The organism is Arthrobacter sp. Y81 (assembly GCF_002929335.1).
Lineage (GTDB): Bacteria > Actinomycetota > Actinomycetes > Actinomycetales > Micrococcaceae > Arthrobacter.
This window is the reverse complement of the sequence record NZ_PJIL01000006.1, coordinates 204,823-226,883: the sequence shown is the minus strand read 5'-3', so window position 1 is coordinate 226,883 and position 22,061 is coordinate 204,823. Positions and strand designations below refer to the sequence as shown.

The 22,061-nt window shown below is 67.7% G+C and carries 19 protein-coding genes; 6 read left to right on the top strand and 13 right to left on the bottom strand.

Features of this window, described 5'->3' with window-relative positions; genetic code table 11:
* The first annotated feature begins 14 nt into the window (after positions 1 to 14).
* Entirely contained in the window at positions 15 to 1,406 is a 1,392-nt protein-coding gene (locus tag CXQ91_RS10545; RefSeq protein WP_104173868.1) for an aspartate aminotransferase family protein, read from the top strand.
* Between the two features lie 109 nt (positions 1,407 to 1,515).
* On the opposite strand, the gene CXQ91_RS10540 is transcribed toward CXQ91_RS10545, so the two are convergent.
* Positions 1,516 to 2,994 (bottom strand): MFS transporter, encoded by a 1,479-nt coding sequence (locus tag CXQ91_RS10540; RefSeq protein ID WP_308471397.1) that lies wholly within the window; start codon positions 2,992 to 2,994, stop codon positions 1,516 to 1,518.
* Positions 2,995 to 3,135: 141 nt separating this feature from the next.
* Between CXQ91_RS10540 and CXQ91_RS10535 the strand changes: the two genes are divergently transcribed.
* Entirely contained in the window at positions 3,136 to 4,023 is an 888-nt protein-coding gene (locus tag CXQ91_RS10535; protein WP_104173866.1) for a helix-turn-helix transcriptional regulator, read from the top strand.
* On the opposite strand, the gene CXQ91_RS10530 is transcribed toward CXQ91_RS10535, so the two are convergent.
* Positions 3,973 to 5,841 carry an HNH endonuclease signature motif containing protein gene (locus CXQ91_RS10530; protein ID WP_104173865.1) on the bottom strand — a complete coding sequence of 623 codons (1,869 nt, stop codon included), beginning with the start codon at positions 5,839 to 5,841 and terminating at the stop codon, positions 3,973 to 3,975. The two genes, CXQ91_RS10535 and CXQ91_RS10530, sit on opposite strands and share 51 nt — an antisense overlap.
* Positions 5,842 to 5,986: 145 nt before the next feature.
* Positions 5,987 to 6,379 carry a cupin domain-containing protein gene (locus CXQ91_RS10525; protein WP_104173864.1) on the bottom strand — a complete coding sequence of 131 codons (393 nt, stop codon included), beginning with the start codon at positions 6,377 to 6,379 and terminating at the stop codon, positions 5,987 to 5,989.
* A gap of 253 nt (positions 6,380 to 6,632) precedes the next feature.
* Here CXQ91_RS10525 and CXQ91_RS10520 point away from each other — a divergent pair, with 253 nt between their 5' ends.
* From CXQ91_RS10520 to CXQ91_RS10510, 3 genes are all read left to right on the top strand, one after another.
* Positions 6,633 to 6,992 (top strand): carboxymuconolactone decarboxylase family protein, encoded by a 360-nt coding sequence (locus tag CXQ91_RS10520; protein ID WP_104173863.1) that lies wholly within the window; start codon positions 6,633 to 6,635, stop codon positions 6,990 to 6,992.
* 74 nt (positions 6,993 to 7,066) lie between these two features.
* Positions 7,067 to 8,098, top strand: a complete 1,032-nt coding sequence (locus CXQ91_RS10515) for a zinc-dependent alcohol dehydrogenase family protein (RefSeq protein WP_104173862.1) — start codon at positions 7,067 to 7,069, stop codon at positions 8,096 to 8,098.
* Between the two features lie 49 nt (positions 8,099 to 8,147).
* Positions 8,148 to 9,191 (top strand): NAD(P)-dependent alcohol dehydrogenase, encoded by a 1,044-nt coding sequence (locus CXQ91_RS10510; RefSeq protein ID WP_104173861.1) that lies wholly within the window; start codon positions 8,148 to 8,150, stop codon positions 9,189 to 9,191.
* Between the two features lie 82 nt (positions 9,192 to 9,273).
* Here the strand turns inward: CXQ91_RS10510 and CXQ91_RS10505 are convergent, their stop codons facing one another.
* From CXQ91_RS10505 to CXQ91_RS10460, 10 genes are all read right to left on the bottom strand, one after another.
* The gene (locus tag CXQ91_RS10505) at positions 9,274 to 10,068 is read right to left on the bottom strand and encodes a DeoR/GlpR family DNA-binding transcription regulator (RefSeq protein ID WP_104173860.1); all 795 of its coding nucleotides are present in this window, start codon (positions 10,066 to 10,068) and stop codon (positions 9,274 to 9,276) included.
* A 108-nt stretch (positions 10,069 to 10,176) separates the two neighbouring features.
* Positions 10,177 to 10,884, bottom strand: a complete 708-nt coding sequence (locus CXQ91_RS10500) for an SDR family NAD(P)-dependent oxidoreductase (protein ID WP_104173859.1) — start codon at positions 10,882 to 10,884, stop codon at positions 10,177 to 10,179.
* The gene (locus CXQ91_RS10495; protein ID WP_104173858.1) at positions 10,881 to 12,158 is read right to left on the bottom strand and encodes an exo-alpha-sialidase; all 1,278 of its coding nucleotides are present in this window, start codon (positions 12,156 to 12,158) and stop codon (positions 10,881 to 10,883) included. The genes CXQ91_RS10500 and CXQ91_RS10495 overlap by 4 nt, the downstream gene beginning before the upstream one ends.
* A gap of 4 nt (positions 12,159 to 12,162) precedes the next feature.
* Positions 12,163 to 12,939 carry an HpcH/HpaI aldolase/citrate lyase family protein gene (locus CXQ91_RS10490; protein ID WP_104173857.1) on the bottom strand — a complete coding sequence of 259 codons (777 nt, stop codon included), beginning with the start codon at positions 12,937 to 12,939 and terminating at the stop codon, positions 12,163 to 12,165.
* An 87-nt stretch (positions 12,940 to 13,026) separates the two neighbouring features.
* On the bottom strand, positions 13,027 to 14,016 hold the full coding sequence (locus tag CXQ91_RS10485) for an aldo/keto reductase (protein ID WP_104173856.1): 990 nt from the start codon (positions 14,014 to 14,016) through the stop codon (positions 13,027 to 13,029).
* Between the two features lie 69 nt (positions 14,017 to 14,085).
* Complete coding sequence (locus CXQ91_RS10480; protein ID WP_104173855.1) at positions 14,086 to 14,919, bottom strand: ATP-binding cassette domain-containing protein; 834 nt, start codon at positions 14,917 to 14,919, stop codon at positions 14,086 to 14,088.
* Positions 14,912 to 15,925, bottom strand: a complete 1,014-nt coding sequence (locus CXQ91_RS10475) for an ABC transporter ATP-binding protein (protein WP_258073929.1) — start codon at positions 15,923 to 15,925, stop codon at positions 14,912 to 14,914. Before CXQ91_RS10475 ends, CXQ91_RS10480 begins: the two co-directional genes overlap by 8 nt.
* A 1-nt stretch (position 15,926) precedes the next feature.
* A complete protein-coding gene (locus tag CXQ91_RS10470; RefSeq protein ID WP_104173854.1) occupies positions 15,927 to 16,838 on the bottom strand; it encodes an ABC transporter permease in 912 nt (303 codons plus the stop codon).
* Positions 16,835 to 17,770, bottom strand: a complete 936-nt coding sequence (locus tag CXQ91_RS10465) for an ABC transporter permease (RefSeq protein WP_104173853.1) — start codon at positions 17,768 to 17,770, stop codon at positions 16,835 to 16,837. The genes CXQ91_RS10470 and CXQ91_RS10465 overlap by 4 nt, the downstream gene beginning before the upstream one ends.
* 3 nt (positions 17,771 to 17,773) lie before the next feature.
* Positions 17,774 to 19,348: an ABC transporter substrate-binding protein gene (locus CXQ91_RS10460; RefSeq protein WP_104173852.1), complete on the bottom strand. Its 1,575-nt coding sequence runs from the start codon at positions 19,346 to 19,348 to the stop codon at positions 17,774 to 17,776.
* Positions 19,349 to 19,575: 227 nt separating this feature from the next.
* On the opposite strand from CXQ91_RS10460, the gene pdxA reads away from it, so the two are divergent.
* Positions 19,576 to 22,059 carry a 4-hydroxythreonine-4-phosphate dehydrogenase PdxA gene (gene pdxA / locus CXQ91_RS10455; protein WP_104173851.1) on the top strand — a complete coding sequence of 828 codons (2,484 nt, stop codon included), beginning with the start codon at positions 19,576 to 19,578 and terminating at the stop codon, positions 22,057 to 22,059.
* Positions 22,060 to 22,061: the final 2 nt, after the last annotated feature.

Sequence of the window (22,061 nt, the reverse complement as noted above, 5' to 3'; positions counted from 1 at the left end):
AGAGCGCGAGCGCTATGGACGCTGCCGGGTGGCGGTGTCAAGGTGAAGCTGTAGAAGGGAACAGCAAGGCACTGGAGCAACGGAGGTTGGTCATGAATCTCGACGAACTGGTCTTCCACCCCTGGGCTGTCCAGGGGCCGCGGGACGTGCCTACCTTTGTCGGTGGCTCGGGGAGCTACATCATCGACGCCGGTGGACGGCGCTACCTGGACTTCAGCTCGCAGCTGGTGTTCACCAACCTTGGTCACCAACACCCGCGCATTGTGGCTGCAATCAAGGAGCAAGCCGACCGGCTGTGCACGCTGGCACCCGGCCATGCGTCCGATGTCCGGGGCGAAGCGGCGCGGCTGATTGTGGAGGTCTCGCCGGAGGGCCTCGGGCACGTGCTTTTCACCAACGGAGGAACGGAGGCCATCGAGCATGCGGTCCGGATGGCGCGCCTTTACACAGGACGACCGAAAGTGCTGGCCGCGTATCGCTCCTACCATGGCTCGACATCGACCTCGATCCACCTCACCGGCGACCCGCGCCGCTGGGCCTCGGACACCGGCGCGGCGGGCGCCGTCCACTTCTTCGGACCTTTCGTGTACAGATCGGTGTTCGGCTCGAGCACCCCGGAGGAAGAGTCCGAGCGGGCGCTCGCCCATCTCGAGCAGGTGATCCTCCTGGAAGGCCCGTCGACGATCGCCGGCCTGGTCCTGGAATCGGTGGCCGGCAGCTCGGGGGTCATCGTGCCACCGGCCGGCTACCTGCGCGGGGTCCGCGAGCTGTGCGACCGGCACGGCATCGTCTACATCGCCGACGAGGTCATGGTCGGCTTCGGCCGGACGGGAGCCTGGTTCGGCGTCGACCACGATGGCGTTACGCCCGACCTCTTGGCGTTCGCGAAGGGCGTGAATTCCGGGTACGTGCCGCTCGGCGGCGTGCTGGTCGGCGACGCAATCTACGAGATGTTCACCAAACGCCCCTACCCGGCGGGATTGACGTACAGCGGCCACCCGCTCGCCTGCGCAGCAGCGGTCGCCGCCATCAGCGCGATGCGCGAGGAAGGCACAGTCGAGGCAGCTGCCCGCCTCGGCACGGACATCCTGGGACCGGGACTCAGGGATCTTGCCGGGAGGCACGAGTCCGTCGGTGACGTTCGCGGCATCGGCGGCCTCTGGACCGTCGAACTGGTCCGCGACCGGCTGACCAAAGAGCCGCTCGTGCCGATAGGAGCCACTGGTGCGGCGAACGCGCCGATGGTGTCCTTCACGAAGGCGTGCCTGAGCCGGGGCTTGTTGCCGCTGACCCTGGGCAACCGCGTCCATGTCGCCCCTCCCCTCAACGTGAACGACTCCGACGCCGCCGCGGGCCTGGCTATCCTGGACGAGGCACTGGCGGCAGCCGACGCTTTCCTGAGCTAAAGCGGAACGTCGCGAACGTCGTGCCCGGCCAAGGCCAGTCGATCGAACAGAATCACGACGCGCCGTTTTGCCTTGGCCGGCCGGACATCACGGTTGGGAAAGGTTTAGTTTAGTCCGCGACGCGGGCGGGCGGGCGAAGGAACAGTGCGACCAGGAGTGCTGCTGCCAAGCAGAGGGCGGCGTTGATTCCGATAGCCGGCAGCACCGAGTGCAGTACCTGATCCGGTGCACCGCCGTTGCCTCCGTGGACTAGGGACGCGGCGATGAGGGTGCTCATGACGGGGATTCCCATGGTGATGCCGATTTGCTGGCTCATGGTCGTCAGCCCGGTGGCAAGGCCCTGTTCGGTGTCGGGGAGACCGGTGGTGGCGGTGACCATAAACCCGACGATCGCTGCGAGGTTCGCGACGCCGCCGATGAACGTGGCGATCAGGACGAGGATCAGTGAGGCCTGGCCTGTGTTGATGAAGAGGAGGGAGCCGGTGGCCGCTGCCTGGATGGTGAGGCCGGCGATGATGGTGTTCTTGTTGCCTAGTTTGCCGATGAGTTTCGGGGCGATGATCCCGCCGGCGACGGTGCCGATGCCGAGGACGGCGAAGGCCAGCCCGGCTCCGAGCGGGGTGTAGCCGAGGACCTGCTGAAGGTAGAGGGTCAGGACGAAAACCAGGGACGTTTCGGTGGCGAACGCCAGTATCCCGGCGATGTTGCCCCAGGCGATATTGTTCCGCCGCAGGATGGTCACGGGCACCAGCGCATGGGCCGTGTTCTTCTCGATGAAGAAAAAGAGCACGAACAGGATCAGGCCCGCTGCCAATGGTCCCCACGCCAGCGGTTCGGCCCAGCCCTTTTCTCCGGCGGTGGTCAGACCTAAGACGAGCAGCAGCAGGGCAAGGGTCACAGTGAACGCTCCCGGCACATCCAGTTTCGTCCGGTTCCCGCGGGCGGACTCGGTCAGGAGTTTCGGGGCAAGGACGAGGACGAATAAGGCGATGGGGATGTTGATGAAGAATGCCCACCGCCAGGACAGCAGGTCGGTGAGCAGCCCACCGAGGATCGCGCCGGCAGTGAACCCCGCGGCCATCAAAGATCCATTCAAACCTAAAGCTTTATCCCGCAGCGGCCCTTCCGGGAAGGAGGTGGTGAGCAGCGACAGCGCGGCCGGGGTGACCGCGGCGGTGGCCAGGCCCTGGGCGACACGGGCGGCGAGCAGCGCACCGGGGTCGGTGGCGAGGCCACCGACGAGCGAGCCGATCCCGAGCAGCGCCATGCCGGCAATGAAGAGCCGTTTGCGGCCGAACAGGTCAGCGACCCGACCGAAGAACAGGGTGAACCCGGCCGCGCAGAGCGCGAAGGACGTGGCGATCCATTGCAAGTGGTTCAAGGAGAAGCCGACGTCAGCCCCGATCCGGGGCAGCGCGACGTTCAGGATGGAGAAGTCGACCGCGAGGGTGAAACTGGCCGTCAGCAGCAGCACCATGATCAGCCGCTGCCGCCCGGTCATCCGGACAGAATCCTGTTCAGCCGGTGGTGTGGGCGGCCCTGATAGTGCTTCAAGCTGGGGGAGAGGGGTGGTGTCGTGCGTTGTCATCGCGGAAGTGTCCAATCACTGAGTGCGTGGGCGGGTTTTCCTCTCCAGCCTGCCGACGCCAGGCGGGAACAGCCACGCCGTGTTGTGGGTAGCACTGGCAGTGCTACCCACGTCTGGGAATGTTCGTGAATACTCACAGGTATGAACCAACCAGCAGCGATGGGCGACTTTCTCCGCAAACGACGGGCCGCCCTGAGCCCGGCTGACGTCGGGCTGATGGATTACGGCACTCGCCGTGTTCCCGGGCTGCGGCGTGAGGAAGTGGCCATGCTGGCCGGAATGAGCGTGACCTACTACGCCCGGCTGGAACAGGGCCAGCACGTCAACGCCTCCGACGCGATCATCAACTCCCTCGCCCAGGCCCTGGCCCTGACCGAGGTCGAAAGAAAACACCTCTCCGACCTCTCCGGCATCAAACGCCGCCTACCCAAGACCACTAGGAACCGGCCCGACCAGGTGCGGCCCGGGACGAAACGCCTGGTCGATTCCATGGGCAGTGTTCCGTCGGTAGTGCTGGGCAAGCGCACCGAAGTCCTGGCCTGGAACCGGGCCGGGCACTGGCTGGTCGCTTCGCACCTGGACTTCGATGCCCCGGACACAGCGTCCCAGCGGCCGAACATGACCCGAATGCTCTTCCTGGATGAAGCCACACGCAGCCTCTACCCGCACTGGCGCTCCGAGGCTTCCCGTGCCGTCGCGTCCCTGCGGCTGCTCTCCGGACGGTTCGCCGACGACGCCGAACTCGCCGCACTCGTCGGGGAACTGACCCTCAAAAGCCCTGAGTTCGCGACCATGTGGGCGGAACATCCGGTCGAGAACTGCATGTCAGGGCACAAGACACTGAACCATCCCCAGCTCGGGTGCATGGAGCTCGGGTTCGAGGTCCTGACCATGCCGGACGACTCCGGCCACCGCATCCTCACCTACACCGCAGAAGCAGACAGCGAAGCCGCCGCCGCACTCACGCGGCTGCATCGACTACCCCTCACCCTGGCCCCTGACGTGGCCCGTCTTGGCGACGCAATCTGAGCAATCCGCTGCTGACGCCCCCACGATAGGAACCCGGAAGGCAGGTCGCGGACCCATAGCGCGGGTCGGCTCGATCCGACCGGCCCGGCTGCGTTGGCGCGCTGGGTCAGTGCATGCCGGCGCGCTGCTTCGGCCATCCTTTACGTCTTGAAAGTATCTGTTTCGTTGGGGTTTTTGGCGTGGGTCGATGTGGGGTGGCGGGCTGAACCAGGGGACGCCGGTTATTACCTGGATGGTCCATTGCTCCTTGTGGATGAGGTGGTGGTGATGGGAGCACAGCAGGGTGCCGTTATCGGTGCTGGTGTTTCCGCCGTGTGACCAATAGGAGATGTGGTGGGCTTCGCACCAGGGGGCGGGGATGGTGCAGCCGGGGAAGGCGCAGCCTTGGTCGCGGGCGGTGATGGCTTTGCGGATGTGGGGCGGGAAGATCCTGGTGGTGCGGCCGATGTCGAGGATGCGTCCCTGGCTGCCGAGCAGGACAGGGATGATGTCCGCATCGCAGGCAATCTTCCGGACCACGGACGCCGCGACCGGGCCGGTGAACGTGAACGACCCGGTGCCGGGGATGCCGGCCGGGGATTCGCTGCTGGTGCCAGTGGCCGTGGTGCGGTAGCGGGGTCCCTGGGCGGTGGTGCGTTCGAGACGGTCCAGGAGGTCCTGGTAGTCGATGGTGACCATGACCTGGGGCCGGAGCCCTCCCGCGGCGGGCAGCGCATCCGTGGTCAGGGCTACTTTGCAGGCACCGACCAGGCCGTCGAGGAGCCGTTGCGGCCGGGTCCGCTGGTCCAGGTCGGCGTCAGGTGGGCCGCCGGTCCCGTCGCCGCTATCCGCTGCACTGTCTGCGTCGTTGCCGGCGTCGATGTCCTCAGTATTACAGGCCCGGGTGCGGGGGTTGGTGGCGGTGTTCATGACGGTCAGGAGGGGTTCGTACTGGTCCGGGGTGGCGAAGATTTCCAGGTGGTGGAGTCCGCGGCGGGCCGGGCGGAGGAAGACGCCCTGGCGGCGGCGGAGTTCTTCCTCGGAAGGCTCCGAACCGTCCTGGTCGATCGCGTCGGTCCAGCGGCGGGCGACCCGGGTGAGGAAGTCGGTGTCGTACTGGGCCGCGGTGCGGGTCAGGGCGTGTTCCATCCGGGAGGCGATAGTCCCGGCGGCAACGGCGGCGGCGAGTTCGGGCCGCTCTGCCGGCTCCGTGTGGCCCGTGAATCCCGTCCCGGGCAGCACCGCGGACGCGAGGGCAATCCGGCGGCGTGCTTCGGCAATGCTGATCCGCAGCCTGGTGCGGAGGAACTCGGCCGAGTTCCGGGACCCGTCATCAGCCGGGTCCGAATTGGCGAGGTTCGGCGCCGGGGGCGCCTCATGATCCGCGCCGGCCGCTTCTGCGCCCCAGCCCGTGACCCAGCCAACGGCCGCGCCCGAGCCGCCCGCGCCTGAGTCTGAGCCGGCTGCGGCTGAGCGCGCAGCCGCTGCGGCTTCCCGGCGGCTCCGCTCCACGGCCCCGGCCGCGATGATCTGCAGGTATTCGGCGGCCCGGGAGATTTCCTCGACCTTGTCGGCGAAGTCCGCGGCCTCGCGGAAGCCGAGCAGCGCGGCGTCGTCGACCGCCGTCGAACTCAAGGTCCTGAGCAGCTCAAGGCACCGCGCCAGATCACCGGGCCCGCCGCCGTCGGACGCTAAAGTATCCGGATGCCGGGGTGCCGCGGGGACACTGCGCAGGCCCCGGCCGCGCACAGCCGGAGGCGGCTGAACAGCAGCAGCATCAGCGGGCAGCTCGGCCCACCGCAACGCCCCTCGTGATGCAGAATCCCCCATGGCTTCCATGGACTAAGTCTGCCGCGGGGGTCAGACATTTAAGGCCGGCCGCCAGGGCAGCGGAAAGCCGCCAGCCGCCAGCCGCCGCCCGCCCCGCTAACGAAGGGCGAACCCGGGAACGGGAGCGAGCCAGGCCAAGACGGTCAGCGAACCCCTACTCCGCGCGGTCCACGTGCTCGCCCCACGCGGTTTCCGGTCCCTCCTGGCCTTCGCCCAAGGCTTCCCACATGGCAAGGTGGCACATGAAGTGGCCCGGGGCGGCGCCGTGCCAGTGCTCTTCGCCCGGCGGCGTGTAGATGGTGTCGCCGGGACGGATCTCGATGACCTCGCCGCCGCGGGACTGGACCAGGCCGCGGCCTTCGGTCACATGCAGGGTCTGCCCGTTTGCGTGTGAGTGCCACGCAGTGTGGGCGCCCGGTGAGAAACGGACCATGTTCACGCGCAGCTGCGAGGGGTCCTCACCCTTGGCGATCACGTCGAACCAGACGTCGCCGGTGAACATCTCCGCCGGTCCCTTGTTGCTTGGCGTCTTCGGCTGGATTTCCAACTGGTCTCCTCTATTGCTGGATTGCGCATTGCAGTATCGCATTTGGCTGGATAGCGCGCCCCGTGGGCGGCGCGGTGGCGCCTGTGGGCGTGGCGGTGGCGCCCCGTGGGCGGCGCATTCCACGCCTTCAACCCTAGGAGCCTTCCGTGGCCCGAAGGAGGCCCTGTCAGTACCTGTATCAACAGACCCTTCCCCGCGCGGAGAGGACGCGGTTTTCTGGATAAGCACCGAAAACATCCTAAGGAGCACCACCATGGCAACGGAGACCCCTTCGCCGGCCCAGCAGCTCATCGGCGACGTCGCCCCCAAGCTCGTCCAGCTCACCGACGATGTGCTGTTCGGCGACGTCTGGGAACGGCCCGGCCTCTCGCCCCGCGACCGCCGCCTCGTCACCGTCGCAGCGCTGACCGCGCTGTACCGGACCGGCCAGCTGCCCTCCCACCTGCGCCTGGCACTCGCCAATGGCGTCACCCGGGATGAACTGGTCGAAGCGATCACGCACCTTGCCTTCTACGCCGGCTGGCCGAACGCCATGAGCGCGATAGCGGCGCTCAAGGAGGTCCTTGCAGAGCAAACGACGACTGAACGGTCGACGACGGCGCACGCCGGCTGACCGGCCCCCGCCCACCACCGCATCAGCCCACCACTACATCAACCCCGTTACATCCACCGCTAAAAAGGATTCTCATGCGAGCAACACTCATGTACGGCGCCGGCGACGTGCGCGTGGAAAACGTGCCCGACGCGGCCATCAAGGAACCGACAGACGCCGTGGTGCGGGTTGTCCTGTCCTGCGTGTGCGGCAGCGATCTCTGGCCCTATGGCTCCCTCCCGGCATCGGACCGCGGCCGGCGCATGGGCCACGAATTCCTCGGCGTCATCGAGGACCTCGGCTCCGCAGTCCAGGGTTTCAAGCGCGGCGACGTCGTGGTGGCGCCTTTCGTGTGGTCCGACAACACCTGCGACTTCTGCCGGGAGGGGCTGCAGACGTCCTGCCGCCACGGCGGCCAGTGGGGCCACGACCTCGACGGCGGCCAGGGCGAAGCCGTGCGCGTCCCCCAGGCGCAGGGCACGCTGGTGAAGCTGCCCGTGGGCGAGGACTCCCCGCTGCTGCCCGCCCTGCTCACCCTCTCGGACGTGCTCTGCACAGGACACCACGCCGCCGTCACGGCCGGAGTGAACCCGCGCACCACCGTGACGGTGATCGGTGACGGCGCGGTGGGCCTGTCCGCTGTGATCGCAGCCAAGCGCCTCGGTGCCGAGCGGATCCTGCTCATGGGCCGGCACAAGGACCGCACGGACCTGGGACTCGAATTCGGTGCCACGGACATCATTACCGAACGCGGGGACGAAGGAGTCGAACGAATCCGCGAACTCACCGGCGGCGATGGAACCCACACGGTGCTGGAGTGCGTCGGGACGCAGGATGCCATCAACACCGCGATCGCCGCCGTGCGCGACGGCGGCGCCGTTGGTAGGGTGGGAGCCGCCCAGTACACGGACGTGCCCATGAATTTCGGCACCGTGATGCGCAATATCATCCTGACCGGCGGCGTGGCCCCGGCCCGGGCCTACATCGAAGAACTCATGCCGGACATCCTCACGGGAACAATCCAGCCCGGCAAGATGTTTGACCATACTGTTGCCCTCGACGAGGTCCCCGCCGGCTACCGGGCCATGGCGGACCGCACAGCACTCAAAGTGCTCATCCGTACCTAAGACTTTCCACCCAACCAAACGAATCCCCCACCCAACATTGGAGAAAAATTTGCTTACCGCCAACGCTTACGCTGCCCCGTCCGCTGACGGAGCCCTCGTTCCCACCACCATCGAGCGCCGCGACGTCGGCCCGCACGACGTGCTGATCGAGATCAAGTACGCCGGCATCTGCCACTCCGACATCCACACCGTCCGCGGCGACTGGGGACCCCAGCAGTACCCGCTGGCACCTGGCCACGAGATCGCCGGAATCGTCACTGAGGTCGGCGCCGAAGTCACCAAGCACTCGGTCGGCGACCGCGTCGGCGTCGGCTGCATGGTCAACTCCTGCCGCGAATGCGTCAACTGCCAAAAGGGCGAGGAACAGTACTGCCTCAAGGGAATGACCGGCACCTACGGTGCCGTTGACCGCGACGGCACCATCACCCAGGGCGGCTACTCCACCCACGTGGTGGTGACCGAGGACTTCGTCGTGCGGATCCCGGAGGGCCTCGAGCTCGACGTCGCCGCGCCGCTGCTCTGCGCCGGCATCACCACCTATTCGCCGCTGCGCCACTGGGGCGCGGGACCCGGCAAGAAGGTGGCCATCGTCGGGCTCGGCGGGCTGGGACACATGGCCGTCAAGATCGCCCACGCCATGGGCGCCGAGGTCTCCGTTCTTTCGCAGTCCCTGAAGAAGCAGGAGGACGGCCTGAGGCTGGGCGCGGACCACTACTACGCCACCAGCGACGAAAACACCTTCACGGACCTGGCCGGCAGCTTCGACCTGATCATCAACACCGTCAGCGCCAAGATCGATATCAGCTCCTACCTGCAGCTGCTGACCCTCGACGGTGCCCTGGTGAACGTGGGCGCCCCGGCGGAGCCGCTCCCGGTGAACGTCTTCTCGCTGATCATGGGCCGCCGCTCCTTCGCGGGCTCGGCGATCGGCGGCATCCGCGAAACCCAGGAAATGCTCGACTTCTGCGCCGAGCACAACCTCGGCGCCGAGATCGAAGTCATCCCGGCTGAGAAGATCAACGACGCCTACGAACGCGTCCTGGCGTCCGACGTCCGCTACCGCTTCGTCATCGACACCTCCACCCTGGTCTAAGAAGGCAACAAAACCGGGCACCAAAAGCAGCGCCACCCAGGGGCGGCGCCACGCCAGGTCATGACCCGAAGCAGTGCCGTCCTCAGGAGAGGGCGGCGCTGCTTTCGCGGTTAACGTCCACCAGCTGGACCGTCACGCCCGTGCTCCGGAAGAGCTCCACCTGCCCCGGGTCCGCCCCCGCGTCCGTCACGAGCGTCCAGGGGAGCGGGATCCGCGCCCAGGCATGGAACGGGCGCTTGCCGAGCTTGGTGGAGTCCGCAAGGACGTACACATTGTCGCCGCGGCGTGCCATCAGCTCCTTGAGCCTGGTCTGCGCGTGGTCGGCCTCGCACAGCCCGTCGTCGGCCGTGACCGCATCCGCCCCGAGGAAGACGCGGTCGAAACTCATCCGCTCCAGGGCCGCTTCGGCGAGCGGGCCCACGAAGGTCTGGCTGACGCCCCGAAGCCGGCCGCCCAGGCAGTCCACCTGGATGCCGGGGGAGTCGGCCAGTTCCTGGAGCGTGTTGATGCCCGGGGTGGTGACGGACAGGTTTTCCCGGCCGCGCAGGGCGTGGGCCAGGGCGCCCACGGTCGAGCCGCCGTCGAGCAGGATGATTTCGCCGTCGTGCACCTGGCTGGCCGCCCAGGCCGCAATGGCCTGCTTCTGTTCAAAGGCCTCGCCCGTGCGCTGCCGCAGGGACGGCTCCGGGTGCGCCCCGAGCGCGACGGCGCCGCCGTAGGTGCGTGCCAGTTTTCCCTGCTCGTTGAGCTGGGCCAGGTCCCGCCGGATGGTGGAGGCCGTTACGGCGAAATGGCGTGAGAGCTCCTCCACGGAGGCGAGGCCGGTGGTGACGGCGAGGTGGTAGATCTCTTCGCGCCTGGCTTTGGCGGTGGTCATCTCTGGCTCTCCTTCGGCGTCGGCTGGTGCCTCCGCAGCTGTGCCTGGCGGTCGGTCAGGCTGTCCCCATGCTATTCCGCGCGGCGCTGCTCCGTGCGGTTTAGGGTGTCACAGGGACGCGCCGCCGCAGATCACGTAGTTCTGGCCCGTGATGGATTTCCCATGGTCACCCAGGAGGAAACCCGCCAGGGCCGCAACGTCAACGGGGTCCACCAGCTTCCCCAGTGCCGGCACCTTGGGCGGCGTTGCGGCCCGACCCGGATCGGCCAGCATGGGAGTGTCCGTGGGCCCGGGCGAGAGGACGTTGACCGTGATGCCGCGTGGTGCCAGCTCCTGCGCCCAGCTGCGGCCCATTCCCAGCAGTGCCGCCTTCGTCGCTGCGTACTGGCTCTTGCCGGGCGATCCCGTGGACGTCCGGCTGCCGATCAGCAGGACGCGGCCGCCGTCGGGCATGTGCGGCACCAGGGCGTTCGCCAGCGCACTGGCGGCGGCCACATGCACCGTGAACATCCCGGCCAGCGCCTCCGGATCCAATTCGCCCAGGACAGCGGTCCGCTGGTATCCGGCGGCATGCACCAGCGCGTCGGCAATGCCGACGCCGGCAACGCACCCCGCCAGCGACGCCGGATCGGAGAGATCGGCGTGCAGCCAGCGGAAGCCAGGCCCGAGTGCTGGTTCGCTGCGGCTCAGCCCCGTGACAGTCCAGCCGTCGGCCAGCAGCCGCTCCGCGACGGCCTTGCCGATGCCCGAGCTGCACCCGGTGACGACCGCGTGCCGGGCGCCCTTCCCAGCGGCGTCCTCAACCGCGGTGCTCACGAGTCGCCGCCGGGCGTGGTGCTTCCCCCGTAGGCCCACTGCGGATCCACGCGCACGAACTTGATGGCCTGGCGGAAGTACGTGTAGGCGATGTTCAGTGCCCCGTCCGGGCCCTGGTGGATGGATGGATAAGAGTACTCGCGGTTCAGGCCGTCCCGGGAGTTGTTGGACAGGCAGTAGCCGTCGCCCACGTCCAGGTTGCGCCGGATGGGCCAGCTGCGGCCGGAGTCCTCGGAGATGGCCAGCGTCATGGGGGAGCGCGGGGTACCCCAGAATGCCTTCCGCTCCCCGCCAGCCGCGCTGCTTCCGGGAAGCGCGCCGCCCGCCGGCACAGCCGGTTCGGTGATCTGCCCCTGTTCGTCGGCCAGCCCGTCGTCGTCGATCTCGTCATAGAGGGAGAGCCGCCGTTCGGTGTTCTCTTCCGCCCTGACGTGGTTGTAGACCAGCGCCAGGCGCCCGTCGGCTAGCGCCGTGAACTGGATGGAGGAGTTGTTGTTGGGCAGCTCGGTGGGGACGGGCTCGCTCCAGGTGGTGCCGTCGTCGGTGGAACGCGACTCGTAGATCGAGTCCGCCCAGCGGCTGCGGAACAGGGCCAGCAGGGATCCGTCGGCCACCGGCTGGATGTTCATGTGGACGCAGCCCAGGCTGCCCGGCAGGACGTGTTCGGTCCAGGTGGCGCTGGCGTCGTCGGAGATCATCACGGCGCTGTCGTCGCTGTTGCCCACCCACTTTTCGCCGGGGGTGGTGATGCAGCGGAAGATCGGGATGATCAGGCGGCCGGACGGCAGGACCACCGGCAGTTGCCGGACGAACACGCCGCCGGTTTCGTTGGCCGCGAACAGCGTTTCCACCGGGCCCCAGGTCCGGCCGCTGTCGGTGGATGTCCGACGGCGGACCTCGGCGGTGTCCTGGTTGCCCGCCTTCTGCGCGGTGTAGAGCAGCCATAGGGCGCTGCCCTGACCGGATGGGTCGGGCGCGGTGAACAGGATGGGGTTCTGCTCGGAGCGGGCGCCGTCATCGGAGAGCTGCTCCGCGGGGGACCACTGCGTGCTCCCGGGTTCCAGGGTGGAGAACCAGATGGAGATGTCCGGCACGCCTTCCTGTGTTCCGCCGAACCAGACGCATCCCAGGCGTCCGTCCGGGAGGGTCAGCAGGTTCGCAGCGTGGCTCTGCACGGTGGGCGCGGGCAGGTAGGCGAAGTCCGCGCCGTCGGCGTGCTTGACGGCGCCGTCCGGGCTGATGGTGCTGTACTCGGTGCCGTTGGTTGTCTGCATGGCCTCAGCCCTCTGCCTTGGCGGCGGCCAGGTGGGCCTTGGCGGCCAGCTCCAGGTGGGTCAGGTCGGAGGCCACCGTGGTGAAAGTGTAGCCCTGGCGCAGCCGCTGGGCGGCGATGTCGCCGGAGGCGGTGTGGATGCCCGCGGCGACTCCTGCGGAGGCGGCGGCTTCGGCGATGGTCTCCAGGGCGGCGTTGAATTCGGCTTCGATGGCGGGGTCCCCGGGGAACGCGCCGCCAACGGCGATGGCCAGGTCCGACGGGCCAACATAGATGCCGTCGAGCCCCGGCGTCGCGCAGATCTCCTTGACGTTCGCCAGGCCGTCCGGCGTCTCGATCATGGCGAACACCAGCGTAGCGGCGTTCGCCTCGGCCGGAACCGGGCCGATCCGCAGCGCGGAACGCATGGGCCCGTACGAGCGGCCGCCCATCGGCGGGTACTTGGCGGCGGCAACGGCAGCGGCCGCGTCGGCCGCAGTGTTGACCAGCGGGACGATCACGCCGACGGCGCCGGCGTCCAGCGCCTTGCCGATGGCGGTCAGGTTATTGTCCTCCACCCGCACCATACCGACGGCGGTGTGCCCGGCATCGATGGCCATGAGTCCGTTGAGCACGCCCGAGTAGCCGAGCAGGCCGTGCTGCGCGTCGAGTGCCACGTAGTCGTAGCCCAGCCGGCCGATGCGTTCCGTGGCCACGGGCGCGTCCAGCACGGCCCAGTAGCCGACCGCCTGCTCGCGGGCGCGGATCTTGCGGGCGAATTCGAGGGCGAGTTCTGATGTCATCTGTATCTTCTACCTTCAGTCAGTGGGTGCGTGCTTGGAGCGGTGCCGGATGTTTGCGGTGCCGGTACCGCGTGCTTGCGGGGAGGGTCAGCGGTTGTAGGCGGGCATGGGGCCGCGGAGTCCGGCGCCCACGGCGTCGCAGGCTTCGGACACCTCTGCGGGCAGCGGCCCCTTGGCCACGGCCGCGATGTTGGCGCGGAGCTGCTCCACCTTGGAGCCGCCCAGCAGCATGGAGCCCACGCCGTCCCGGTATGCGAGCCAGCGCAGCGACAGTTCCGCCAGTGTGATTCCGGCGTTCTCCGCGATGCCGGCCAGCGCGTTGACGGCCTCGAACAGCTGCTTGTCCCAGTAGCGCTGGGTGTACATGGCCGCAAGCTTGGAATCGCCGAAGCGGCCCTCGGACGGCTTGGAGTCGAAGCTGTGCCTGCCGGTGAGCAAGCCACCGCCCAGGGGGTTGTAGACCATGGTGTGGACGTTGTGCGTGGCGGCGAATTCGAGGTATTCCTCCTCCACCCGCCGGGCCACCAGGTTGTACAGCTGCTGCGCCACGACCGGCCGCGGTGCGCCGACCTCGCGGGCAACGTAGATGACGTCGGCGATCTGCCACGCCGCGAAGTTGGACACGCCCAGGGCGCCGATCTTGCCCTCGGCGGCGAGCTCCGCCACGGTGCGCAGCGTGTCGTGCAAGGGCGTGGCCCGGTCCGGCTGGTGCAGGTAGAACAGGTCGATGCTGTCCACGCCCAGCCGGCGGAGGCTGCCCTCGACGCTGTTGCGCAGCCCCTCGGGGGACAGCGGCGAGTGCTGGCCGTGGTCCGGGTGCGGCATGCCGGCCTTGGAGGCGAGGATGACGTCGTCCCGCCGCTCCTTCAGGAGCCGGGAGAGCATGTCCTCGGTGGCACCGCCGACGTAGGCATTGGCGGTGTCGATGGTGGTGATGCCGGCGTCGAGCGCCTCGTCCACCATCCGCCCGGCGGTGGCCTCATCGGCGGTGTCGCCGAACGTCATGGTGCCCAGGACGAGCCGGGAGATGGGTAGCTTCAAGCCGTCCACCGGGGTGCCTTCTGGCTGCTTGCTCATGCGTTGATTCCTTGTGGTTGCAGTGGGGGTACGGGATCTGGTTCGGGGGAGGCCGGGTGAGCCGGCGCTTCAGCCGGGCTGATTGGCGAGGGCCAGCGACCGGACCAGGTGCCGCGGCTTGAGGCCGCGCATGGTGGAGGGGTCGAGGGCCGCGCGGCGGAGCCTGCGGGTGTAGTCCTCCTTCGGGGCCGTCAGGACGGACGCGGTGGGGCCGGCTTCCACCAGCTTGCCGCGCTGCATCACCATGACGCTATCGCTGATCTCCTGCACCACGCCAAGGTTGTGCGAGATGAACACGTAGGTGATGCCGGTTTCGTCCTGGATGGACTTCAGCAGCCGCAGCACCTGGGCCTGGACCGAAACGTCCAGGGCGCTGGTGGCTTCGTCGCAGACCAGCAGCTCCGGCTTCGAGGCCAGGGCGCGGGCGATGCCGATCCGCTGGCGCTGGCCGCCGGAGAATTCCGCGGGGTGCTTGTCCAGGGAATTCGCGGGGAGGCCCACCTGGTCGATCAGCTTGGCCGCTTCCTTGTTCCGCTCGGCCCGGGACCGGACGCCCTGCAGCTTCAGCGGCTCGGCCACGATCTCCTGGGCGGTGAGGTGCGGATCCAGGGAACCGTACGGGTCCTGGAACACCATCTGGAACTTGGAGCGCAGCGGCCGCAGCTTGGCCTCGCTCATGGCGGCAATGTCCGTTCCGTCCAGTTCGATCCGCCCGCTGGCCGGTGTCACCAGCCGCATCAGCGCCTTGGCGATGGTGGACTTGCCGCAGCCGGATTCACCGACGATGGCGATCGTTTTGCCTTTGTCCACCGAGAAGGAGACGTCGTCCACCGCCCGGAAGGTTCCGCCGGGCACGTGATAGTCCACCACGAGGTTTTCGACGGAGAGGAACGGCTTACTCATGGCGGGCTCCGGTGTTGGTCATGGCGGCATTCGCCGCCGGGTCATTGCTGGCATTGTTGTTTCCGGCGTTGTTGTTTCCGGCGTTGTTGTTTCCGGCGTTGCTGTTTCCGGCGTTGCTGGTGTTGCCGACGGCGGGAGTTTCGTCCCAGGGGCCCAGGACCGGAACGGCGGCCAGCAGGCTGCGCGTGTATTCCGTGGCGGGGTGGTCCACGATCTGCTGGACGTCGCCGGACTCCACGAAGGAGCCGTCCTTCATGACGTGGATGCGGTCCGAGATCAGCCGGGCGACGCCGAGGTCGTGCGTGATCATCAGGATGCCGATGCCGCGCTGCTCCTGGAGCTCCAGAAGCAGGTCCAGGATGCCGCCCTGCACCGTGACGTCCAGCGCGGACGTGGGTTCGTCCGCGACGAGGAGCTGGGGTTCGCTGGCCAGTGCGATGGCGATCAGTACACGCTGCAGCATGCCGCCGGAGAGCTGGTGCGGGTACTTCTTCAGCTGCTTGTCCGGGGTGGGGATGTGGACCTGCTCCAGCAGGCGGATGGCGCGTGCCTTGACGGCGTCCTTGTCCTTGGAGGAGGCGGCACCGGCAATCCGGATGGCCTCGGACAGCTGGCTGCCGATCGAGTGCACCGGGCTCAGCGCCGTCATGGGGTCCTGCGGGATCAGGGCCAGCGTCTTGCCGCGGACCTTGCCGATTGCCTTGGGATCAGCGGTGATGTCAACGCCGTCGATCAGCACGGTGCCGGAAAGTACCGCGAGGTCCTCGGGCAGGAGCCGGAGGATTCCCATCGCCGTCGTCGATTTGCCGGAACCGGACTCACCGATGATGGTGACGGTCTCGCCCCGGTGGATGCTGAAGCTGACGGAGTCCACCGCGCGGATGATGCCGGCGTCGGTGATCAGTTCAACCTGGAAGTCGCGGACCTCCAGCAGCGGCTGCTCCTTGTGGCCGGAGTCGCCGTGACCGGAGCCAGCAGGAGCTGCGGTATCGGTGTGTGCGTTCATGTCAGGCACCCTTCTTCTTGCGGCGGGGACGGTCGCGGAGGCCGTCGCCCAGCAGGTTCACGCCAACCACCATGAGCACGATCACCAGGCCGGGCAGGGTGACCATCCACCACGAGGTGGTGATGTAGTCCTGGCCGTCGGAGATGATGCGGCCCCAAGTGGCGAACGGACGCTGCGGGCCGGCGCCGAGGAAGCTGAGGGCGCTTTCCAGGAGAACGGCCTGGGCCAGGAGGAGCAGGACAACCAGGGTGGCCTGCTTGATCACGTTGGGGATGATGTGCTGGATCAGGATCTGGACCCGGTGGAGGCCCAGGATCCGGGCGGCCGAGACGTAGGGCTTTTCGCGTTCCACCAGCACCATTGACCGCGTCAGCCGGGCCACTTCGGGCCATTGGGCGATGGCGATCACGAAAGTGATGACCGGGATCGATGGGCCGAACAGTGCCACCACCAGGAGCAGCATCATGAGCAGCGGCAGGGACATCTGCGCCTCGAGGACGCGGGAGATGATGGTGTCCACCCAGCCGCCGAAGTAGCCGGCAGCTGAGCCGAGGATGATGCCGATGGCGCCGGAGACCAGCACTGCCAGCAGGCCGATGGTCAGCGAGACCTGGCCGCCGTGCAGCACCCGGGAGAGGAGGTCGCGGCCCAGCTGGTCGGTGCCGAACAGGTGCCCGTTCGTGAACGGCGGCAAGCGGCGGGCGGAGAGGTCCTGGAAGTTGGCGTCCGGCAGCGGAAGCACCTGGGCCAAGATGATCGGAATGATGACCAGCAGGGTGCAGACCGTGCCCACAACGAGCTTCCACTTGGCAGCATTACGACTGCGCGTGGCACCGGCCTTGGCAATGTCCGCCTTGGTGACGGCGCTGGGGCTCGGCTGCCGGGTTGGCGTTGCGGTGTCGCTGAGGCTCATGCTGTTGCCGCCTTTCCAAGACGAACGCGGGGATCAAGTAGCGGGTAGGCGAGGTCGATGACCAGCTGGACACCCACCGCCAGCAGCGCGGTGAGGAGGACCGTTGCCTGGATGAGGGGGTAGTCGCGGGTTTCGAGTGCACGGACGATCAGGGAGCCGACGCCGGGCCAGGCGAACACCACTTCCACCACCACCACGCCGTTGAGCATGGCGGCGAACCGGGTACCGAGTGCGGTGAACACCGGGATGGCGGAGTTGCCCATGGCGTAGCGCCAGGTGAGCACGGAGTTCCTGACGCCGCGGGAGCGGGCCACTGTGAGGTACGGGGCGGCGAAGTTGGCGGTCATTTCCCGCCGGACCATCCGGGAGATCAGGGCGATCTGCAGGATGGCGATGGTGATGGTGGGGAGCACCAGCCCGCCCCAGGTGGCGAAGCCGGAGGCCGGGAAGATCGGTATCAAAACAGCGAAACCCGTGAGGAGCATGATGCCGGTCCAGAAGTCGGGCATGGACTGCCCGGCGATGGTCAGCACGTTCACACCGAGTTCCTTGCCGGTGTCCGGGCGGCGGGACATCCACACGCCCAGCGGGATGGCCACCACGGCGGTGAGCAGGATGGACGCGGTAGCGAGGGTCAGCGTGTACGGCATCCGCTCGGCCACCACCTGCATGGCGGGGGCCTGGAAGGAGTAGGACTGTCCCAGGTTGCCGGTGAACAGCTGCTGCAGGAAGATCCAGTACTGCTCCAGCACCGGCCGGTCCAGGCCGAACTGCTGCCGGACAGCAGCGAGCTGTTCGGTGGTGGCCAGCGGTCCGGCGTAGGAGACGGCGGGATCGCCGGGGGCCAGGCGGATCAGGATGAACACGGTGGACACCGTGAGGAACACGGTCAGCAGGCCCTGTCCCAGGCGCTTCAGGATGTAGTTCGTCATGGCTTAGGCCTCCAGCCGGACATCAACGAGGGGGTAGGAGTTGGTGGGTGCCAGGTTGATGCCGGACACCCGCTCCCGGTGGGCGAGGACGGACTTGGGTACGAACGCCCAGGCACAGGGCCAGGTGTCCCACACCGCCTGCTGCGCGTCGTTCAGCAGTTCGGTCCGGCGGGCCGGGTCCGCTTCGGAGGAGGCGGCCTGGATCTTGGCCGTGACCTCGGGGATCACGTAGCCCTGGTAGGTGTCGCGGGTCTGTTCCTTCTCCGGGGTGCCGGAGTACATGCCCTGCAGCATGGTGATGGCCAGGCCGGTGGGGCTGGGGAAGCCGTTGCCCAGCAGGTCCCAGTCCCCCTGCTTACCCTGGCGCCAGGCTAGGATGTTGCCGCCGGGTTCGAACTGCTGGAGCTCGGTTTTCACGCCGACGGCGCCGAACATTTCCACCAGGGCCTCCATTACGGAGGTGTCGGACGCGAACTCGCCGGTTTCCCAGATGATCTTCAGGGTGAGGTCCTTGACGCCCAGCTCCGCGAGCCTGGCCTTGGCCTTTTCCGGATCGTAGGTGTAGGTGCCGGTCTTGTGGTAGCCGGTGAGGCTGGAGGGCGTGACGCCCTCGGCCTGGGTAACGGAGTCCACCAGCACGTCCCGCACCAGGGCTTCGCCGTCAATGGCCATGCTCAGCGCCTGGCGCACCCGGGGATCGGCCAGTGGGTGGCCTGCGGGCTTGCGGAAGTTGAAGAAGATCTGGTTCAGCCGGAGGCTGGACGCCTCTTTAAGGACGACGCCGGGAAGTCCGGCGAGCTGTTCGCGCGAGTCCGGTGTGATGGAGTCGATGATGTCCACCTCGCCGCTGCGCAGCGCAATGACGCGGCTGGATTCTTCGGGGAGGAACCGGACTTCCACGTTCTCCACCTGCGGTGCGGGACCCCAGTAGTTCGGGTTGCGCTCCAGGCTGTAGGTGCCTGCGCCGCGGTTGAACTTGGTGACCACGTACGGGCCGGTCCCCACGCCTTCCTGCAGTTCCTCCGGCTTGTTCTGCGCGGCCGGGGTAATCAGGATCATGCTCATGAGCGAGTCCAGGATGGGGATGGGCTTTTTGGAGACCATCCGGAAAGTGCGGTCATCCACCGGCACCACGGTGGGGAATTCGGGGAAGAAGCCGGCCACGAAGGAGCCCTGCACCTGCTGGTACATCTTCAGGGCCGTGGCAACGTCCTCCACCTGGACGGGGCTGTTGTCCGAGTAGCGGACGCCGTCGCGCAGCCGGACGGTCCATACGGTGGGGGCCGTCATTTCGAAGCGGTCCGCAAGGACCAGCACCGGCTTGGTTTCCGGACCGATGGCCGTGAGGCCCTGACGCACAGCGCGCTGGACAGTGACGGCGGCGTCAAACTGGTTGAGCTTGTTGTCCAGGCTGACCAGGGACCTGTTGAGGGCCAGAGTCAAAGTACTTGGGCCCGGTAGCCCTGTGGGCCCGGCACATCCGGCGAGGCCGCCTGTGCCCAGGAGAAAACCGGCGGCTGCGCCGAACTGCAGGAGGCGGCGCCGTGAAATCTCACTTCCTTGAGGAAGAACGGTCATCGTTGACCTCTCGGTAGAACGGGACGGCTGGCGGCCGGATGGCCTGTGCCGTGTTACATGGGTCACTCTGCCACTGTTGCGCGTTTCGCGCAACACCTATGGCGCATTTCGCGCAATAGTGTCATGATGGTGGCTATCGGACGTACGGACCCCAGGGCCCGGAAAGCCGGAATGTTCTTCACGAACGCCGTTCCGGCCGTTCGCATATTCCAAGGGAGGAGGAGAACGTGACAGCAGTGCTTATTCAGGCCGATGACTTTTCCGGTGCCGCCGAAGTAGGGCAGTGCTTTGCCCGCCAAGGCCTGGCCACGCGGGTCCTCCTTGGCTCCGGGACGCCGGCGCAGGCCGGGGCGACGCCGCCGGCCATCGCGCCGGCTCAACTTCCGGGCCAGGCAGCGCAGCCGGCCGCCGTCGTGGTTGTTGACACGCACTCCCGGAACCTCTCCGGCGGGGCGGCAGCGGCAGCCGTGGCCGAAGTGTTCGGAGGCACCGCCGCATCGTCGGCAGGGGTGCTTTTCAAGAAGATCGACTCGCTCTGGCGGGGCAACGTGGGCGCAGAAATAGGCGCGCTTGCAGGCCTGGGGCTGCATGTGGTGATTGCCGGCGCCCTGCCCCAACTGGGCAGGACCGTTGTAGGGGGCAAGCCCGTGGTGGCCGGCGTTCCGCTGAACCGGACCGGCCTCTGGGCGGCCGAAACAGCTGCCCCGCCGGCCAGTGTGCCGGACCTGCTGCAGCAAGCCGAGGGCCCTGCGGCTGATCTCCTGGACCTCCATGTTGTGAGGTCGGGACAGCTTCCCGTGCAGCTGGGCAGGATCCTGTCCGGGGCGGCCCCTGCCGTGGTGGTGGCCGATGGTGAGACCGAGGCGGACCTGGCGGCCATTGTGGACGCGCTTGTCCGGCTGGAGTTCAAGGCAGGCGGCAGGCGGGTGGTCCTCGCGGGTACCGGTGGGATTGCAGATCTCCTGGCACGCAGCGTCGGGGCGCAGCCTGCGCGTAACACGCAGTCTGTGGAGCTCGATGTGCCCGGCCAGCAACGCGACGCGGTCACCGGTACTCCGGCAGCTGTGCCGCGAGGGAGCCCAGGGCCAGTCCTCGCCGTCGTAGGTTCCGCCTCCGACACGGCCCGGAGCCAGTTGCAGGACCTCGAAGCTGCGGGTTTCCTGCTGCTCGGGCTCCGGCCGGAGCAGCTTGGCCGCCCGGCGGCGCAGCAGCCGCAGGTACAGCGCGCCAGGGATGCGCTCGCGGCCGGGGCGGCCGTTGCCTTGACGGTTGCGGCGGACCGGGTGAATCCGGGCGAGGCGGGCGTGATCGTCCGCAACCTGGCCCGCTTTGTCTCCGGCATTCTCCGGGGGACGGGCCCAGAGACGCGCCCAGCGGCGGGCCCCACGGCCGGGATCAAACCCGACCTCATTCTCACAGGCGGCGAAACTGCCCGGGAGGTACTCGACGCGCTCGGCATCACCGCCCTGGAACCGCTCGACGCCGTCCAGCACGGAGCCGTGGTCAGCCTCGCCGATGACGGCAGGCTCGTGGGCACCAAACCCGGCAGCTTCGGCGACCGGCACGCGCTGACCCAACTTCACCAATTGATCCAAAGCCGCAGGGTTTCGCCCGTTGCCGGCCTTTCAACCCAACAAACACTTGACCGCCCTTCCGAGAAATCTGGAGCAGTAATGAATTCAGCTGTAGTGAACGAAACCGAGCAGGACACCCGCCCCTTCATCGCTGTCACCATGGGCGACGGCGCCGGCGTCGGCCCCGAAGTGACTGTGGGCGCGCTGCTGGCGGAAAACGCCTACCGCGACTGCCGCCCGGTGGTCATCGGCGACGTCTACCGGCTTGAACTCGGCGCCAAGGCCCTCGGCGTCACGCCCGACATCGTCGAGGTCCAGACCGTGCAGGAAGCCGTCTTTGAGCCCGGCCGCATCAACGTGATCGATCCCAAGCTGCTGTCCAAGGACCTGCCCTGGGGCCAGGAATCGGCCGAGGCAGGCAACGCCGCCTACCACTACATCCGCATCGCCTGCGAGCTCGGCATGAAGGGCGACGTCCAGGGCATCTGCACGGCGCCGCTGAACAAGGCGGCACTGCACAAGGCCGGGCACATCTACCCCGGCCACACCGAACTGCTGGCGCACTTCATGGGCATCGAAGAAGTGTCCATGATGCTGTCCACACCCAAGGTCAAGGTCATTCACGTCACCACCCACATCGGCCTGATCGATGCCATCAACAAGATCGAACCCGGCCTGGTGGAACGGACCGTCCGCCGCGGCTACGAAGCCATGCAGCGCGCCGGCATCGCCAACCCCAAAATCGGTGTCTGCGCCATCAACCCGCATGCCGGGGAGAACGGACTGTTCGGGTACGGCGAGGAAGCCGAGAAGATCACCCCGGCCATCGAAAAGCTGCAGGCCGACGGCGTCGACGCCATCGGTCCGCTCCCGGCCGACACCGCCTTCTTCCTGGCCGGCCGCGGCGACTACGACCTGATCGTGGCGATGTACCACGACCAGGGCCACGGTCCCGTGAAGGTCCTGGGCATCGAGGCCGGCGTCAACATTACGGTAGGGCTGCCCGTCATCCGCACCTCGGTGGACCACGGCACCGCGTTCGACATCGCGGGCAAGGGCATCGTGGACGTGCGCAGCATGATCGAAGCACTTCGGCAGGCAGCGGAGATGTCCCCGAGCCCGGCGCTCCGGAAGTAAGC

Bases quoted from the DNA above. Each gene is read 5' to 3' on its own strand.
- CXQ91_RS10545 (WP_104173868.1), top strand. From the start codon at position 15: ATGGACGCTGCCGGGTGGCGGTGTCAAGGTGAAGCTGTAGAAGGGAAC.
- CXQ91_RS10540 (WP_308471397.1), bottom strand. From the start codon at position 2,994: ATGACAACGCACGACACCACCCCTCTCCCCCAGCTTGAAGCACTATCA.
- CXQ91_RS10535 (WP_104173866.1), top strand. From the start codon at position 3,136: ATGAACCAACCAGCAGCGATGGGCGACTTTCTCCGCAAACGACGGGCC.
- CXQ91_RS10530 (WP_104173865.1), bottom strand. From the start codon at position 5,841: ATGGAAGCCATGGGGGATTCTGCATCACGAGGGGCGTTGCGGTGGGCC.
- CXQ91_RS10520 (WP_104173863.1), top strand. From the start codon at position 6,633: ATGGCAACGGAGACCCCTTCGCCGGCCCAGCAGCTCATCGGCGACGTC.
- CXQ91_RS10515 (WP_104173862.1), top strand. From the start codon at position 7,067: ATGCGAGCAACACTCATGTACGGCGCCGGCGACGTGCGCGTGGAAAAC.
- CXQ91_RS10505 (WP_104173860.1), bottom strand. From the start codon at position 10,068: ATGACCACCGCCAAAGCCAGGCGCGAAGAGATCTACCACCTCGCCGTC.
- CXQ91_RS10495 (WP_104173858.1), bottom strand. From the start codon at position 12,158: ATGCAGACAACCAACGGCACCGAGTACAGCACCATCAGCCCGGACGGC.
- CXQ91_RS10490 (WP_104173857.1), bottom strand. From the start codon at position 12,939: ATGACATCAGAACTCGCCCTCGAATTCGCCCGCAAGATCCGCGCCCGC.
- CXQ91_RS10485 (WP_104173856.1), bottom strand. From the start codon at position 14,016: ATGAGCAAGCAGCCAGAAGGCACCCCGGTGGACGGCTTGAAGCTACCC.
- CXQ91_RS10480 (WP_104173855.1), bottom strand. From the start codon at position 14,919: ATGAGTAAGCCGTTCCTCTCCGTCGAAAACCTCGTGGTGGACTATCAC.
- CXQ91_RS10475 (WP_258073929.1), bottom strand. From the start codon at position 15,925: ATGAACGCACACACCGATACCGCAGCTCCTGCTGGCTCCGGTCACGGC.
- CXQ91_RS10470 (WP_104173854.1), bottom strand. From the start codon at position 16,838: ATGAGCCTCAGCGACACCGCAACGCCAACCCGGCAGCCGAGCCCCAGC.
- CXQ91_RS10465 (WP_104173853.1), bottom strand. From the start codon at position 17,770: ATGACGAACTACATCCTGAAGCGCCTGGGACAGGGCCTGCTGACCGTG.
- CXQ91_RS10460 (WP_104173852.1), bottom strand. From the start codon at position 19,348: ATGACCGTTCTTCCTCAAGGAAGTGAGATTTCACGGCGCCGCCTCCTG.